This is a genomic window from Chryseobacterium sp. FH1 (genome assembly GCF_000735135.1).
Taxonomy (GTDB): Bacteria; Bacteroidota; Bacteroidia; order Flavobacteriales; family Weeksellaceae; genus Epilithonimonas.
In genome coordinates this window covers 1-15,980 of the sequence record NZ_JPLZ01000003.1, presented here as the reverse complement: position 1 = coordinate 15,980, position 15,980 = coordinate 1, and the positions used below count along the sequence as shown (strand labels likewise).

Sequence of the window (15,980 nt, the reverse complement as noted above, 5' to 3'; positions counted from 1 at the left end):
GGTTTTGCGATAGTGGGGCGTAATTGCAAATTTCAACTGTAGTTCTTCGGTTCAACATTTGTACAAAATTGAAGATTTGTGCTTCGATTGCCCCACCATCGCAAAGCCCTAAAACGTTAGCCGTAATCTTATGAAAACTCTCCTAATAATAACATTTTCAATATTTGCATTTATTTCTTGTTCAAAAAAAACTGAAACAAAGTTATATTCCATAAAAGAATTAGAAGAAAATAAGTTTCTTTTTAAACTTGATAGTTTACCAAAAAATTTGGAAGAAGTTCTAAGATTAGACCTATCAGGAAAAGGAATTGACAAAATTCCTGAGGTTGTTTTTAAAATGCAAAATTTACAAGAGTTGGATTTATCTAAAAATGCTTTTAAAGATGTAAAAGGAATTGAAGTATTGAAAAATTTACAATATCTTAATTTGGGAATGAATAGATTAAATGATTTCCCATTAGAAATTACAAAATTACATAACTTAAAAGAAATTGGACTTTGGTGGAATGATTTTAAAGATTTTCCAAATGAATTCTATTCAGGAAATACAAAATTAGAAGCTCTTGATATAACAAGTTTATACAACTTTGATTTCAGGAAAAATCTTGCCGAAGTACATAAATTCAAATATTTAAAAAGATTAAATTTAGGAGCAAACCAAATTCCAGAACTAACTTTAAAATATAAATATTTAACAAATTTAGAAGAGTTAGGTTATATACATCAAGAGAAATTTAATGCTAATTCAATAGTTGACAGCTTATCTAATTGTAATAAACTAAGAATTATACATTTTAGTGGAAATAAAATTTCTCAACTTCCCAATAACATAAAACTATTAGAAAATTTAGAAGAACTAAATCTATTTGAAAATAATATTCAAAATCTACCCATTGAAATAACCGAATTAAAAAAACTAAAAGAAATATCTCTAATTGATAATCCAATTGATGAATTTAAAATTAGAGAAATAGAAAAAAGAATGCCTAAAACTAAAATCATCTACTAAAAAGACTACGGCTAACAAGGGTTTGGCAATAGCGGGCGGAATGTCAAAAGTTCACGTTTTGTGCTTCGGTTGAAATTTGTATTTTAGTTGAAGGTTTCGGCTTCGATTTGCCCGCCATAGCCAAGCCCCAAAACGTTATCTGTAACCCAAAATGAACAACTATCTAAAAATATTGATGTTAGAAAAACAGATTTTGGAGGAATCTGATAATTCACATTGGGCAAAATGGATTGAAAAAGATATTGAGGATTGGAAGATAAATCAATCAACAAAACATCATAGAGGAGCATTTGGAGGAATGGGCTCTATCAATGATATTGCAATTGGAGAAAATAATAAAAATGGAGCTTGGAAAGAAAACCTATTCCAATTGCTAAAATCAATGAGTTGGACATTTGTTATAAAAAATAAAATTGAATTTCCAAATGTAAATATTCATCAATTTGAAGGAAAGATTTGCAGAAAGTGTGAATATTCTGAAATATCCGAATACTCATTTAATGATATTCTTGCAAAAAGAAATTTACCAAGTTTGATAAAAAGGTTACTTCCTACTGAAAATTTTGAAAGTCTACTTAAAATCGAAGATATTACAAAGGAAACAATAATTGAAAACGAAAGTGATAAACTGAGAATTGCTTTAGCAAATTCATTAATAATTCAAAAACAATTTTATACAGTTTATCCAAGATGTCCAAAATGTGACGGAGAAAATTCCTGTGTTTATAGATGGGAACTCTTGGATAATGGAAGTGAATTTTCTATAACAAGAAGTTCAAATAATATTAAACTTGAAAAGGAAGTAAGAACTAAAAAATCTAAAAATTGGATAAACAAAATATTGGGCTACAGATAACAAGGGTTTTGCAATAGTGGGGCGAAACTGCAAAGTTCAACAGTTGTTCTTCGATTGAACTTTTGTGCAAAATTGAGGTTTTGTGCTTCGATTGCCCCACCATCGCAAAGCCCCGAAACGTTGTCTGCAATATTTTTACGCAAGCCTAATCTATCAAATTTCCTGAAATTGAATTAACTGAAGTTCTGAAAAATGAACTTTCTTAAATTTGAAAATCTAAACATTCTTGAAAACTGACAAATTGAATTTAACGGAAAGACAATGACAGGGAAAACGGAAAATTAAAAGGAATTTTTTGCGTGAAAACATTCAATAAAAAACAACTTTGAAAAAATAAACTGACGAAAAATGAAATTTAGGTGAAGAATAAATTGCTGAAAATTTCTGCTTCTCAAAATCGAAATGAACGCACGAAATTCCGATTCGACGTAATAAAAAATACTGCAGACAACATCGGTTTGGCAATAGCGGGGCTGAATCTAACCAAGCCACGCTTTCTATTTCTATTTTATTTTGTATTTTAGTTGAAACTTTCCTGCTTCGGTTGCCCCGCTATCGCCAAGCCGTGGGACGTTAGCGGTCATTGTAACAGACACCGTGCAACAAACGAAAGACAAGCAAAATGAACATTGAAATTCACAATATAGACGACATAAAAATTGCAGAAGTAATTTCAGCAGACAACATCATAAATAACACTTCGGACGGTTTAGACTTGTTGGGAAATTTGTATTATCAGGACTTCGACAAAATCATAATTCACGAACAAAATATTACGCCCGACTTTTTTGACTTAAAGAATGGAATGGCAGGCGAAATACTTCAAAAATTTTCTAATTATCGTGTTCGGTTGGCAATCATTGGCGACTTCTCAAAACACACGAGCAAAAGTATTAACGATTTCATTTATGAAAGCAACAAAGGCAGACAGATTAACTTTGTAGCTTCTCAATCATAAGCAATAAAAGTATTGGCAGACAAATGAATATAGATGTTTTAGCTACGACCTTAAAGAACCTTTTGGTAGAAATACCGAGCGGAGAAATTGAATTGCGTGATGACAGAATAAAACAAAAATGGTCTGTAAACATAAAACCCTTTTTACTCGCAAAATTTCCCGTAACACAAGACATTTATTTTGACATTATAAATGAAACACCAAGCACTTTTAAAGGTGACAAACTACCTGTTGAAACTGTTACTTGGAAAGAAGCTATTATTTTTTGTAATCTATTGTCTGAAAAGTTAGAACTAAAATCCTGCTACATATTGAGTGAGCAAAATGGAGAAATTTCTTTTGACCAAACAGCAAATGGTTTTCGTTTGCCGACAGAGGCAGAATGGGAATATGCTTGTAAAGCAGAAACAACCGAAATCAGATACGATAAATTAGATTTGATAGCTTGGTATAAAGATAATTCGGAACAAACAACTCATAACGTAGGACAGAAAAAACCAAACGCTTGGGGACTTTACGATATGTTGGGTAACGTTTGGGAATGGTGTTCAGACTTATACGACACGGAAGTGTATGGCTCATATCGGATTTTCAGAGGTGGAGGTTGGTGTGACGAAGAACGTAGCGTAATGGCGACTACCAGACGAAGAAGTCATCCTCTAAAATTTAAAATTGACGACCTTGGATTTAGAATTGCAAGAAACAAAAATGAATAAACAACGAACCGCTAACAAGGTATTGCCAAAAGCGGGGCTGAACGGCTTCGATTGGATATTTGTGCAAGGTTCAACATTCGTTCTTCGATTGAACTTTTGTACTAAAATCCCCGCCTTCGGCAATACCCGAACCGTTATCTGCCATGCTATGAAAACCACTTCTAACAATAATATTTTCATATTTTTAATTATTTTTTCTCTATTTTGGAGTTGCTCCAAATATGAAAAAAGTCAAATAACTAATGTTGAAAAATTATCATCACCAAATAATCAATACGATGTTTATTTGTACAACATTGAAAGTGGAATGTCATTTGGCTCAACTGTAAATGCTTTACAAGTCGTGAAATATCAAGAAAAACCTGACCTTTATAATGGCGATTTTTTTAGAGTTCAAAATTCTCGACCTTTTAAGATAGAATGGAAAAATAACAACTTGATAATTAATACTATATCACAAAATCATAGTATTGTAACTAAACAACCTTTTAAAACTGAAACACAAAACTATAAAGGAATTAGTATCAAAAACAATGTTTTCACTATGTTTTCATCAATGGCAATGTCGGAATTTAAATTCTCAAAATTTTATGAAAAAAATGGAAAATTAATTTTTAAAAATGAAAATGATTCTTTAGTCTATAATAATGAAAACTCACAAATAATTATGGGCTCAAATTATCTTGAAATTAAAAACTTTGAAAAGAATAAATTTGACAACAATAGAGGTTTGTCTTTTGATGCACACAAACTAATACCAAAAAATAATTTTGATTTTAATAAATTAGAAAAATTTCAACCACTAAGAACTACTGAAAAATAAGCACAGCAGATAACAAGGGTTTTGCGATAGTAGGGCGAAACCGCAAAGTTAAACGGTAGTTCTTCGATTGAAATTTAGTGCAAAATTAAAGATTTGTGCTTCGATTGCCCCACCATCGCAAAGCCCCGAAACGTTGTCAGTAATTTTAGAAACAACTCGAAATGAAAGTAACCAGACAAAATTTAATAGAACTTTGCGACAATTTTTTAGACGATAAAATTGACAAAATCGTAATTCAAAATTTTGCTTGGACTGCAATTAGCGATGAGGATTTCGAATGGGACGAAGACGAAATTATTTCAGATACAATTTTTGAGTGGGATAACGAGGATATTAATTTTGAAATTAACAAAACAAATGTTTCACTGTGGAAAAAACGTTTATTGACTGAAAAAGATGATTTGCTAATTCATAATAATTGGAATATACACATTGACACACAAAAAGAAATTTGCGAAAAAAGTAACTCAACTTGGAAACCAATCAACAAGAAATTAAATATCGGTGTTTCCACAAACCTTGAAAAAGACCCAATTAATGGACTAAGACATCCAGCAGAAAAAGGAACAACGGGTTGGTTTATATGGACGGGTGAATATTCAGAAGCAGACGACTTTTTCAAACCAATTTGTGCAGAACATTTGCTACAACAAAGACCAGAAATAATTAAATATTTAGGACTTGACATTGGCTTCAGATTTTTAATTGACAGTAAAGGTTATGAAGACATTTGGTTTGACGAAAAACTTAAAAACATATAGAAACGAATAAAAAAACTACTGCCAACAAGGGTTTTGCAATAGTGGGGCAAAACTGCAAAGTTCAACGGTTGTTCTTCGGTTCAACTTTTGTGCAAAATTGAAGTTTTGCGCTTCGATTGCCCCACCATCGCAAAGCCCCGAAACGTTGTCTGCAATATAAACCAAAAATAGAAATGAAAATAAAAAAAATATTGTTCAGCATATTAACCGCAATTGTTTTAACAATATCAATATTCCTTTATATGAATAGAGATAAATTTGTCTATGTAGGTTCAGTAGATATTATTGAAGTCGATTGCAGCAAAAAACGTCAAATCTTGAGCGAAGTTTTAGAAAGTGACCAAAGGATTAGAAAATCAAATGAACTCATCAAATACGCTAAAGAAGATCATAGGAATCAAGAATTAGTGATTAGCATTATTGAAAAATGTGGTATGCCAACATTAAAGGAGGTGGGTCAAAGACAAATGGATGCAATCTGGTTGGGCCTGCAACATAGTACTGAAGAAATCAGAAAAAAGTATTTTCCACAAATAGAGAAAGCGGTTGAAAATGGAGACTTATCTAAACAACAGTACGCATTGATGAAAGACAGGATTTTAATGGACGAAGGAAAACCCCAAATATATGGTTCACAAATAGAAAATGGTAAATTGTATAAATTAGAAAATCCTGAAACTGTGAATGAAAGAAGAAAAGAAATGGGACTGGAGCCAATAGAGGATTATTTAAAGTATTTTAATATTCAGTTCAATCCGAATTAAAATACTACACATAACATTGTATTGGCAAAATGCGTGTTTTCATCAAAGTTGAAAATTTTCACCTTTTTTTGTCGCCACTATTTTTCGTTTCGACATTTTTATAACTTAGTCACACGAAAAAATATCGTCTACATTTGGTCTTTCTTGAACTTTCAGCTCTTCGAAATCACCGCACTTCGCCAATACTTTTTCCGTTAGTGGAAATTAAACAGACGAGAATGAACATAGGAGACTTAGTCAATTTAATAAGGCATAAGCATAATAACAATGGTATTGACGTCAACCCTCCAGCGTCACTTTTTGACATCGCTGACTTTGAAAGAAAAATAGGTTTTTCATTGCCGATAGACTTTAGAGAGTTCTATTTGACCTGCAATGGCTTTGGTTGTAATGACGACATATTTAATATGGTTGCACTTCAAGACATTAAGCAATATCAGCAAGACTATGGAGACAACTGGTTTTATTTTTCGGAGTATATGATTTACTCTGACATGTGGGGACTTAGACGAACAAAAACAGGAAAGTTTGAAATATTTAATGGAAGTTATCCCGACAAAACCATAACGTCCTCTCTAACCGAATTTCTCCAAAGATTTCTAACGGGAAATGTATTTGAAACTGGTGGATTGTATGAATGGCATGACGAAATAGGGATAAAATAACCTCCACTAACAAGGGTTTGGCAATAGAAAGTGCAAAGTTCATCGGTATTTCTTCGATTGAAGTTTTGTGCAAAATTGAAGATTTGTGCTTCGATTGCCCCACCATCGAAAATTCCCAAACCGTAACAGACCATATTAGAACGACCGAGCAATCAGACGTTTTTGCCAAATGACAAATAACCGACAGGCAACAATTTCTAACTTTGCTAAATGAAAGAATTTATTGAATATGTGCTACAATTCGGCAATTTGAACAAGCAACAAATTGACCTCATAAAAAGCAAAGCGAAAGAAATTGAGCTTCGCAAAGACGAGTTTTATTGGGAAGCAGGAAAAACAGTTAGACAAATCGGATTTCTTACGGACGGTGTTCTTCGTGTTTATTACTATAACAACAAAGGCGAAGAAATCACACGCTACTTTATTGACGAAAACCATTTGATTTTATCGGGCAATACGGTTGACGAAGTTTATACACCTTCAGAATATCTATCAGCAATCACTGATTGCAAAATGCTTGTTTTCTCAAAACAAGATTGGAAAGAAATTGCCAATACCATTATTGGGTGGGACAACATTGTTCAAAAAATAATTACCAAACATCACAGCGAAAAAATTTCGAGAAGAAGTGAATTGATTTCCCAAGATGCTAAAGAACGTTATCTTGATTTTATGGAAAAATTCCCAACATTGGTAAATCGTGTGCCGTTATCATTTATTGCTTCGTATTTGGGAATTACGCAATCTTCATTAAGCAGAATTAGAAAAAACATCCACTAAAATCACTTTTTGCCATTTGGCAAATGGTTTCATTTTTTATTGAGCAAACTTTGCAGTGTCAAATTTAAAATCAATAAAAATGAACAAAAAAAAATTAGGAAATAGCGGATTAGAAGTTTCTGCATTGGGTTTCGGCGCAATGGGTTTGAGCTTTCCAAATGCACCAACAAAAGAGGAAAGCATAAAATTAATTCGTTCGGCTGTTGAACGCGGGATAACGTTTTTTGACACAGCACAAGGCTATGGCGAAAACGAATTGTTGGTTGGCGAAGCACTTGAACCATTTAAAAACGAAGTTGTAATTGCAACGAAATTCGGTTTCAAAGACGGAAATGTAAGATTAGGTTTAGATAGTCGTCCCGAAAACATAATTGCCACTGCAGAAGCATCTTTGAAGCGATTAGGAACCGATGTAATTGATTTGTTTTATCAACATCGTTTTGACCCAAATGTGCCAATCGAAGATGTTGCCGGAACAGTAAAAGATCTAATTGAGCAAGGAAAAGTTAAACATTTTGGTTTGTCGGAAGCACCTGTCGAAATCATTCGCAAGGCTCACGCTGTTTTGCCTATCACAGCTTTGCAAAGTGAGTATTCAATGTTTTACCGTGAACCCGAAAACGACATCATTCCAACACTGGAAGAATTGGGAATTGGTTTTGTTTCATTCAGTCCGTTAGGCAAAGGTTTTTTAACAGGCACAATCAATGGAAGCATTGAACTTGATAAAGACGACATAAGAAATTATTCGCCACGTTTCAGCAAAGAAAACAGAAAAGCTAACCAAGCGTTAGTTGATTTAGTTGTTTCCATTGCGACAGACAAAAACGCAACACCTGCCCAAATCGCATTAGGTTGGTTGTTGGCTCAAAAACCTTTCATCGTCCCAATTCCGGGAACATCAAAATTGCACCGTTTGCAAGAAAACATTGGTGCGGACAGCATTACTTTGACAACTGACGAGTTAGAAAAAATAAATTTGACATTGACGACAATCAAAATCGTTGGCGAACGCTATCCATCACAAATTCAAGAAGCGACGGGAAGGAAATAAACACAGCCTTTAACAAGGGTTTTGCTTTATGGAGGCTGAAGTGTGAACTTCAGCTTTTTTTCATTAATTTAGGCTCGGTTTAAGGCTGAACTTTTGCACTTCGGTTGCCCCCGCTATCTCAAAGCTCCAAAACATTGGCGGTAATTATAAACAACGACTCAAAACCAAAGCAATTAACAAATGGAACTACCGAAGGAAAAAGTAATTATTGCAAGCGATATTAGTGAAGACCGAAATGTATTGGCGTTGAAATTTACTGTGACGACAAAATAATTATGGAAATATTTCGTGATGACACAAAACGGAAAAAGAACTTAACCTTTTTTCAGCAAGATATTTCGTTAGACTTACTTGAAGAAAGTATTCTAACTTTCAAAAAATAAATTCCTTTTAGGTTTATTGACTAACATCTAAAAAAAATAAAAGAATGCCATTCCCAATAGATAAAAAATACATTATTGAAACTGAAAACGAACTTGGATTTCTTTTTCCTGATAACTTCAAGTCTAAAATGATGCAAGAAAATGGCGGAGAATTAACGACGGAGGACGACGATTGGAATCTATATCCATTTTTTGACAAATCAGATAAGAAAAGAATTAGTAGAACTTGTAATCATATCGGTTTAGAAACTAAACAAACAAAAAATTGGGGTAATTTTCCCTCAAATGGGATTGCAATCGCTTCAAATGGAGGTGGCGACCATTTAGTATTATTACCGACAAAGGAAAATAACGGAAAACTAAGTGATGAAATTTTTACTTGGCATCACGAAACAGGAAAGACAGAAAAAGTCGCTGATAAAATTGACGAACTAATTGACAACTAAAAACAACTCCTGCCAACAAGGGTTTGGCAGTAGCGGGCGGAACGTCTAAAATTCACGTTTTTTGCTTCGATTAAAATTTGTATTTTAGTTGAAAGTTTCGACTTAGAAATACCCAGAAACCCTAGGTGTAGTTTTATTAAAAAGACAAACTAAAAACATTGAAATTTCAAAAATCTAATAACTGCGTGATAGCGACTGTGGAATTATCTATTTAAATAGTAATACTTTGAAATATTTTAAATGATTATTTTTAGTTTAACGACAAAATAAATACAAATAAATATGATGTCAAATTTTGATTTTATTTTCATTTATCTTTCTTCTTCTGTTCCTTAAGATTTATACAAAAATTCAGTTTGTAAGGCAAGCATATTATCAAAAAAATATCAGTCTAAGAAAACCTTTTTAAAACAGGTGAAAAAATAGATGTATTTTGGCTTGAAATAAATTGGTACATTGGAATGCTTATGATAATGTATTTTCAAAATTATTACCAAAAACTTGGACTTTTTGGAGAAGCGAAGGGACTTTGCAGACGGATTAAACCATCATTAACTTATGAATAAAAAACTACTATCAATTTTCATCGGAATACTTTGGACAAGTTCAAAATGACGTTAAAAAGGTTCTCGCTACAAAGGACTTCGTTGCGTTAAAAAACTATACCGACAATCTATCAAAAAATGAAAAGCAAACAAGCTTGCATTGGGCATTTTTGCGTGACCTGACAAGTGATTTTCAGGAAGGTGTTTTTATTTTTGAGAAATCAGTTCCGGAAGAAGATAATCCCGAGACAAGTTCGATTTACACTTATCGTGTGAACCTCGTTACGACCAAAACCAATATTGTGTATTATGAACTCAGTGAAAAGAAACACAATAGTGTTGGTAACGATTGGCAACCGTACTATGAGACCATTGATAGTTTTAAAAATGATAGTGCTTTTGGTGAATTAAAAAGTTCTTTTAAGACCATTTATCAGTTAGATTTAAATGAAAATGATTTGTTTATAACAGATTTTATGTACGGTTCACAATGTGGTATTGCTGGCACAAGTCCAGAAGGCAGAGCGCAAATGGACGAATGGGTCAAATCTAATAATAAAACAGAAATACTCAAGTGGTTGAAATCAGCAAATGCAGAAAAACAAGTGTACGCAGTTGAAGGACTTCAACAATTAAAAACCGCTGACTCAAAATTGACTGAAGATGAAATAAGGATGATTAACATCGTTTGTGATAAAAACGGAACAATCTATGTCTGTTCAGGTTGCATTCATAGTAAACGGGATATTCGCAGTGTGACGAGACACATACGGTTAACTATTTAATCATCTTGTCCAGACCCAATGACACAAATCAATTTTAAAAGAAGCGCTTTCAACACCAGCATTATTCTTTGTGTTGGCGCGATTCTTATTTGTTCATAGTTAATCTACAAAGAACACCTTTGAAATTGGGCTTTTTAGAATCCGTCAAATCTATACAAAGCCACTATTTATTGATAATTATCCACGGAAAAAATATTTTGGACTTTACTTCACTTCCAAGCCAGAACTTTTGTGGATTGACAGCGATATGATTGACATCAAACGAAATGAATTGTTATGATTCTAAATAAAAAACTAAAAGATAACAAAAACAAAGAATAACGCTCAATCTTTACTTTAATATCAATGATAAATAATAACAATGACTGGCTCCAAGAATCCAAAAAAGCCACTGAGAATTTCACGTCCAGATATCTTATGCCTATTTTATATTTGATATTTTTTCTGACGAGTTCACTCTTTGTCATCGTTGCTACCGTTGTTCTTACGCCTATTTTTTCTTTACTTGTTTACAGAAAAATCAAAATTAACAAAAGGTTTTTCCTAGTTTCTTTTGGTGTTTATTTGATGATGTCTCTTATTCTGTCGCTTTCACCAAGACTTCAACTGGAAAGTTTCAAATTTTTCCATCCCAATTGGCAAGAAGTAGATGGAAAAATAACAAGTTACAAAACAGATTGGACGCCCACAACCAAAAACTCCGCTTCTTCGGCAACGGCCATCATCAGCTATGCCTACACTGTGAACGGAAAACAATATGAATACTATACTAGAGATGCAATTGCCCACTATTCAAACCAGATTTGGAATACCGAAAGCAATAAAAGCAACTATCAAAATTTGCTGGACAAAGCATTGCAAAGCTACATTAAGAACAAAGAGTACAAAATCTTGATAAAGGATGAAAACCAGAGCAAATTATTCATTCCAATGGATTATTTTTCGAATTCTTACTCGTTTAATTTTCAGTTTCTTATCATCATTCTAAAATTTCTGTCTTTTTTAGCGATAATTATTTTCTTGCCAACTTTATTGAGTTATTTTAAAAGACTTTTGAAAAGATAAACTCTTCAAAATCTTGGTAAAAGCAAAGCTATCTCAATTGCTGAAAAACAAGGATAATGTTATTCTCATATTACCACAACTTACATTAACATTCTTGGAAAGCATTTTGCTGTTCCTTTCCCAAAATGAAAGTTATGAGAATCCTTTGTTTTTCAATTCTATTTTTAGCAATCACCTCTTGTGCGACGAAAAAATACACCAAAGCCAACTTACTTCCAAAAGGCATAAAATCTGCAACGGAAGAAGTCTATGACGTTTCAAATGGTCAAAGAAAACTTCTCCAGAAAAAGGAAATGGTCTTTACCAAAAATGGCAGAATCAAATCTTCCAAAACCGTTGATTCTGGCGGAAAGCTTTTGCAAACCACCGAAAAAAAACTTTGGTTCACGGTGGAAAGATATCCCGACAAAGATTCCTACTATTGCAAAACGCGATGGAAACCGAATCAGCGGGAACGCATCAGTTGTTACACGCAAAAGCAATACAAACAGAACGAAAGCATCTACCATTACAACAAAAATGGAAGCATCGACAAGATAGTTGATAATTTCGACACCTTCCATACGCGTCAATTTCATTATGCTAATGATGAACTTTCCAAGATTGTCGTCACAGGAAAAGACAATCAAAAGATTGATGAATTAACAATAAAATGCATCTCAAAAGACGAAAAAGGAACTTGCCTGAAACAAACCAGAACTTCTATGAAATCAGATAAAAAGGAAGAAATTTTGATTAATCCGAAATATGATTAAGCCTAATTATTAAAATTTAAACAAACTCTTGATAAAATCCTTGTTCAAAAATTTGTCCAACGGATAGATTTTCAGGAAGTAATTTCCAATGAAAAGCAGAATCAAAACGACGCTGGGTTTGTAGAAAAGATTCAAAATATTATGTTCAAAATCTGGTAACAGAATTGCCACATTGATTGACAGAAATCCCAAAATCAAAGCGTACATCATCTCGATTCCCAACGGAAAAACTTTGAACTTAACGTAGTTGAAAACGATTTTGATGATATTAAACAATGACAGCGAAATCGCATAAGCCACGGCAATCCCGAGAATTCCCAAGTCTGTGTAAGTCAGGAAAATCATATTAAGGCTAATCGTGAGAACCGCCAAAATCAACATCACCACAATATTGAATTTGTAAAACTTGGACAACGAAATAATATGACCGTTGAAACCTGTCGCCAAGTCAAACAACATCGCAAATCCGAGAATCCAAAGAACTGGCTCAGCACTTCTCAAATCTTCGCCATTCTTCATAAAATCTGCCAGGTAAGGAAATCCTACAACGATGCAACAGAACAAAACCAAGCCTAAGAAAAAAAGACTAAGCGAGGTTTTCTTATGAAATCTGTCCAGCTCGTCGTAATCGCCATTCGCAAGAACTTTGTTGATGATAGGCGCAGAAATATTGAAAAGTCCCATCTGCGGAACCACGATAATGGAGATGATTGAAAAAATATTGCTGTAAATCCCGTTTTCCTCAAAACTGATATATTCGCCAATCATAAAATTATCAATTCTGATAGCGATGTAGTTCCCGATATTCCCAAGAAATCCGAATAAACTGTAAGTGAAAATCTCACTGTAAAACTTGTCTTTTTTGAAATAATCCAAATTAAAATCCGGTTTGATTTTCTCCAAACGATTGGTGTAAAATCCGTATCCAAGTAGCGAAATCACGAACATCATAAAGAAAAATCCATAAGCCGATTTTTCTGCGAATCCCATAAAAAAGAAAAGGCAAAACGCGCCAAGATTGGCAATCTTCGGGACGAAATTTTCGAAGATATTCGGAACTACAATTCGTTTGTAATTGGTCAAGAATTTATTGAAAACCGAAGACAAGGCCAAAACCAGAACCATTGGCAAAATCAGTCGTTTCATTTCCCAGAGTCGGCTTTCCTTGAGACTGGGAAAGAGATAATTGAGTAGAAAATAAGCACCGATAAAAATCGCAAAATTGATAAAAATCGCCAGCAAACTGAGCGACAACATATTATGGTGTTTCCCATCAGCATTCACTTTGCTGAAGAATTTGACGTTGGAAAAACTGAGTCCAAAAACTACGATTGGAACTATCATTTCGGCAGTTGGCAAAATGTAACGGAGCTTTCCATAAAACTCCATATCGTACGGAAAAATGAAAATCGCCGAAAACGTTCCCAGCAAAAAACCGAGATAACCAATGATGGAATATTTTATACCTTGTCTTGCAACGACGCTCATTTGTTATAATTGATGGTTGATAAATGATGATTGATTGTCAGTCTGAGGCTTTCGAAGATTAGGCAGGAATATAATATTATTGATGTAATCTTTGTAATTCTTCACATTGTCAGGATTTTGCTGATTCAGGAATTCTTCTGTCAAAGTTTTCAGCTTCAGAGATTCTCTGTCGAGATAACTGACTGAATATCCCCACTCTGCAATTTCGGAAATCAAAGTCCATAGATTGTCGTCGTGATGGCGTTGTTCCATTTCCACCATCAAAATCGGTTTGAACTTCTCAATCGTTTTTTTCGCGCCACGCAAGGTTTGCATCTCATTGCCTTCCACATCAATTTTAATAAAATCGAGTTGTTGAAAATTCAATTTGTCAGTCTGAGCATTTCGACTTCGCTCAATATAAACTTCGTCGAAGACCAAGTCATCCAAAGGCTTCACCTCTACTTTTTGAAGAATCATCTGTTCTTCATTTTTCTCTTTGATGGAAGTCTGCAAAGTCCCTCTCGTATGGATTTTTTCACCATCGATGACAGGAATTTTGAACTCTGCGATTGTTGAAATATCAGACAAGGCAACCGACGACAAATTCACTTTCGGGAACAATCTCCCCAATCTTTTGAACAACTGCGGATTGGGTTCGAAAGCGTAAATATTTTCTGGTTTCAAGTGGTTTTCCAAAGTGAAAAGATAGGCGCCGACATTGGCTCCAACATCCATAAAAACAGCATCTTTCGAAAGAATATTTTTAATCCAAAGAAACTCAGGTTCCACTCTTCTTGCCAACAGATTATGAGCATCCAGACCTTTCAGTTTTTTGAAAAATCGGCTTTTGTAGAAGGTTGGCGAAATGTATTGTAGATTCTCAGCAAGCTTACTGTAAACGCTCATAAAGTTGTTTCATAAAGAAATGAACGGCAAAGAAAAGGGATTTATTTTACAAATCATAAAATTTTGTTAAAATAATGTATTTTTAAACGCAAAGGCGCTAAGATTTTTTTGTCAATATTGAAAACATTTTAAAGTTCGCAAGGGCGCTTTCGCTCAGCAAAAGGTTTATTTAAAAAAATTATTTTTTGCAATGTAATCTGTACTGATTTTCAAGCTTTCAAACATATCCTTATCGCTGGAATCCTGTTCTAAAAACCAATGTTTCAGTCCAGCTTTTTCTCTCACTTCAAAAATTGTTTTGAAATCAATCGTTCCGTTTCCAATTTCGGTAAAATCTTTGGTTCCAGCTTTCAAATCCTTCACGTGCCACAGTGGAAATCTTTTGGGATATTTTTCAAAATATGTAAGCGGATTCAAACCCGCTTTCGCTATCCAATAAAGGTCGAGTTCCATTTTGACCAAATCAGGAGACGTATTATCTAAAATGAAATCATAAAAAGTTATTTCATCAAACTTTTCAAATTCAAAATCGTGGTTGTGATACGCAAACTCGATTCCTGCTTTCTTGGTTATTTCGCCAGATTGATTGAGCAATTTGGGCAGTTTTTTATAATGTTCCAAAGTCCTTTCTTCCTCGAAAAGATAAGAGCAAACCATATATTTTGACCCGATGAAATGCAAATCCTCCACAGATTTTTCCCAATCGTTTAGCAAAGTTCCTTTAGTACTATGAACAATTCCCGTCGTGTGATGCGAGCTGATGACTTCCAAACCGACATTTTTCAAAATCGATTGAAATTCCGTTCTGGTTTTCCCGAAGAAAGTTCCGTCGTAACCATAAATTTCGACTTGATTAAATCCCAACTCGGCTAACTTTTCCAACGCTTTTTCCAAGTTATCAGAAATCGCATCCCGAACCGTGTACAATTGGATAGCTAAAGGTTTTCTAATGTTCATCATATTTGAAGTTCCACAAGCATACAATCCTAAAAATCCCAACGAAGATAAGGCGATAAAATCTTTTCGGTTCATCATCGATTTTAAATTTGATTAAAGGTATTTATATTTTTCGAAGTATTAATCAACTTAGAACCTGTTTAAATTTCATCAAAATTATTTCCCCGACCCTAAAGGGAGTAATTTTGATGAAATTTTCAAGGCGTTTTTCCACCCTTTAGGGTTGGGGAAAAGAAAAATGCTTTGAAAATTTTATTTTTTAATCATTTTTAAACAGGCTCT

Annotated in this window: 17 protein-coding genes; 14 read left to right on the top strand and 3 right to left on the bottom strand. The window is 33.7% G+C overall.

What is annotated here, in order from left to right; genetic code table 11:
- Positions 1 to 130: 130 nt before the first annotated feature.
- The 14 genes from IO90_RS04335 (at position 131) to IO90_RS04270 (ending at position 12,365) form a co-directional block, all read left to right on the top strand.
- A complete protein-coding gene (locus IO90_RS04335) occupies positions 131 to 1,009 on the top strand; it encodes a leucine-rich repeat domain-containing protein (RefSeq protein WP_034964355.1) in 879 nt (292 codons plus the stop codon).
- A gap of 151 nt (positions 1,010 to 1,160) precedes the next feature.
- The gene (locus tag IO90_RS04330) at positions 1,161 to 1,865 is read left to right on the top strand and encodes a DUF6966 domain-containing protein (RefSeq protein ID WP_131450818.1); all 705 of its coding nucleotides are present in this window, start codon (positions 1,161 to 1,163) and stop codon (positions 1,863 to 1,865) included.
- 622 nt (positions 1,866 to 2,487) lie between these two features.
- On the top strand, positions 2,488 to 2,823 hold the full coding sequence (locus IO90_RS04325) for a DUF4180 domain-containing protein (protein ID WP_034964350.1): 336 nt from the start codon (positions 2,488 to 2,490) through the stop codon (positions 2,821 to 2,823).
- A gap of 62 nt (positions 2,824 to 2,885) precedes the next feature.
- The gene (locus IO90_RS04320; RefSeq protein ID WP_228374646.1) at positions 2,886 to 3,539 is read left to right on the top strand and encodes a formylglycine-generating enzyme family protein; all 654 of its coding nucleotides are present in this window, start codon (positions 2,886 to 2,888) and stop codon (positions 3,537 to 3,539) included.
- On the top strand, positions 3,505 to 4,362 hold the full coding sequence (locus IO90_RS04315) for a hypothetical protein (RefSeq protein WP_165570237.1): 858 nt from the start codon (positions 3,505 to 3,507) through the stop codon (positions 4,360 to 4,362). Before IO90_RS04320 ends, IO90_RS04315 begins: the two co-directional genes overlap by 35 nt.
- A gap of 161 nt (positions 4,363 to 4,523) precedes the next feature.
- Positions 4,524 to 5,123, top strand: a complete 600-nt coding sequence (locus IO90_RS18745) for a hypothetical protein (protein WP_051878279.1) — start codon at positions 4,524 to 4,526, stop codon at positions 5,121 to 5,123.
- Between the two features lie 173 nt (positions 5,124 to 5,296).
- A complete protein-coding gene (locus tag IO90_RS18280; RefSeq protein ID WP_051878275.1) occupies positions 5,297 to 5,887 on the top strand; it encodes a DUF6624 domain-containing protein in 591 nt (196 codons plus the stop codon).
- Between the two features lie 218 nt (positions 5,888 to 6,105).
- Positions 6,106 to 6,552: an SMI1/KNR4 family protein gene (locus IO90_RS04300; protein WP_034964343.1), complete on the top strand. Its 447-nt coding sequence runs from the start codon at positions 6,106 to 6,108 to the stop codon at positions 6,550 to 6,552.
- Between the two features lie 210 nt (positions 6,553 to 6,762).
- On the top strand, positions 6,763 to 7,332 hold the full coding sequence (locus IO90_RS04295; RefSeq protein WP_034964341.1) for a Crp/Fnr family transcriptional regulator: 570 nt from the start codon (positions 6,763 to 6,765) through the stop codon (positions 7,330 to 7,332).
- 79 nt (positions 7,333 to 7,411) lie between these two features.
- Positions 7,412 to 8,386 carry an aldo/keto reductase gene (locus IO90_RS04290; RefSeq protein WP_034964337.1) on the top strand — a complete coding sequence of 325 codons (975 nt, stop codon included), beginning with the start codon at positions 7,412 to 7,414 and terminating at the stop codon, positions 8,384 to 8,386.
- A 427-nt stretch (positions 8,387 to 8,813) separates the two neighbouring features.
- Positions 8,814 to 9,215, top strand: a complete 402-nt coding sequence (locus IO90_RS04285) for an SMI1/KNR4 family protein (protein ID WP_034964334.1) — start codon at positions 8,814 to 8,816, stop codon at positions 9,213 to 9,215.
- A gap of 715 nt (positions 9,216 to 9,930) precedes the next feature.
- Positions 9,931 to 10,545, top strand: a complete 615-nt coding sequence (locus IO90_RS04280) for a hypothetical protein (RefSeq protein WP_034964331.1) — start codon at positions 9,931 to 9,933, stop codon at positions 10,543 to 10,545.
- 345 nt (positions 10,546 to 10,890) lie between these two features.
- Positions 10,891 to 11,610 (top strand): hypothetical protein, encoded by a 720-nt coding sequence (locus tag IO90_RS04275; RefSeq protein WP_034964329.1) that lies wholly within the window; start codon positions 10,891 to 10,893, stop codon positions 11,608 to 11,610.
- A gap of 134 nt (positions 11,611 to 11,744) precedes the next feature.
- Entirely contained in the window at positions 11,745 to 12,365 is a 621-nt protein-coding gene (locus IO90_RS04270; RefSeq protein WP_131450817.1) for a hypothetical protein, read from the top strand.
- Positions 12,366 to 12,374: 9 nt separating this feature from the next.
- Here IO90_RS04270 and IO90_RS04265 read toward each other — a convergent pair whose 3' ends face one another.
- The 3 genes from IO90_RS04265 to IO90_RS04255 all read right to left on the bottom strand — a co-directional run bounded on the left by IO90_RS04265 (position 12,375) and on the right by IO90_RS04255 (position 15,776).
- Positions 12,375 to 13,853: a lipopolysaccharide biosynthesis protein gene (locus IO90_RS04265; protein ID WP_034964324.1), complete on the bottom strand. Its 1,479-nt coding sequence runs from the start codon at positions 13,851 to 13,853 to the stop codon at positions 12,375 to 12,377.
- Positions 13,854 to 13,856: 3 nt separating this feature from the next.
- Positions 13,857 to 14,741, bottom strand: coding sequence for an FkbM family methyltransferase (locus IO90_RS04260; RefSeq protein WP_051878274.1), 885 nt, complete (start codon positions 14,739 to 14,741; stop codon positions 13,857 to 13,859).
- Between the two features lie 165 nt (positions 14,742 to 14,906).
- The gene (locus tag IO90_RS04255) at positions 14,907 to 15,776 is read right to left on the bottom strand and encodes a sugar phosphate isomerase/epimerase family protein (RefSeq protein WP_228374645.1); all 870 of its coding nucleotides are present in this window, start codon (positions 15,774 to 15,776) and stop codon (positions 14,907 to 14,909) included.
- Positions 15,777 to 15,980 lie beyond the last annotated feature (204 nt).

Bases quoted from the DNA above. Each gene is read 5' to 3' on its own strand.
- IO90_RS04335 (WP_034964355.1), top strand. From the start codon at position 131: ATGAAAACTCTCCTAATAATAACATTTTCAATATTTGCATTTATTTCT.
- IO90_RS04330 (WP_131450818.1), top strand. From the start codon at position 1,161: ATGAACAACTATCTAAAAATATTGATGTTAGAAAAACAGATTTTGGAG.
- IO90_RS04325 (WP_034964350.1), top strand. From the start codon at position 2,488: ATGAACATTGAAATTCACAATATAGACGACATAAAAATTGCAGAAGTA.
- IO90_RS18745 (WP_051878279.1), top strand. From the start codon at position 4,524: ATGAAAGTAACCAGACAAAATTTAATAGAACTTTGCGACAATTTTTTA.
- IO90_RS18280 (WP_051878275.1), top strand. From the start codon at position 5,297: ATGAAAATAAAAAAAATATTGTTCAGCATATTAACCGCAATTGTTTTA.
- IO90_RS04300 (WP_034964343.1), top strand. From the start codon at position 6,106: ATGAACATAGGAGACTTAGTCAATTTAATAAGGCATAAGCATAATAAC.
- IO90_RS04295 (WP_034964341.1), top strand. From the start codon at position 6,763: ATGAAAGAATTTATTGAATATGTGCTACAATTCGGCAATTTGAACAAG.
- IO90_RS04290 (WP_034964337.1), top strand. From the start codon at position 7,412: ATGAACAAAAAAAAATTAGGAAATAGCGGATTAGAAGTTTCTGCATTG.
- IO90_RS04285 (WP_034964334.1), top strand. From the start codon at position 8,814: ATGCCATTCCCAATAGATAAAAAATACATTATTGAAACTGAAAACGAA.
- IO90_RS04275 (WP_034964329.1), top strand. From the start codon at position 10,891: ATGATAAATAATAACAATGACTGGCTCCAAGAATCCAAAAAAGCCACT.
- IO90_RS04270 (WP_131450817.1), top strand. From the start codon at position 11,745: ATGAGAATCCTTTGTTTTTCAATTCTATTTTTAGCAATCACCTCTTGT.
- IO90_RS04265 (WP_034964324.1), bottom strand. From the start codon at position 13,853: ATGAGCGTCGTTGCAAGACAAGGTATAAAATATTCCATCATTGGTTAT.
- IO90_RS04260 (WP_051878274.1), bottom strand. From the start codon at position 14,741: ATGAGCGTTTACAGTAAGCTTGCTGAGAATCTACAATACATTTCGCCA.
- IO90_RS04255 (WP_228374645.1), bottom strand. From the start codon at position 15,776: ATGATGAACCGAAAAGATTTTATCGCCTTATCTTCGTTGGGATTTTTA.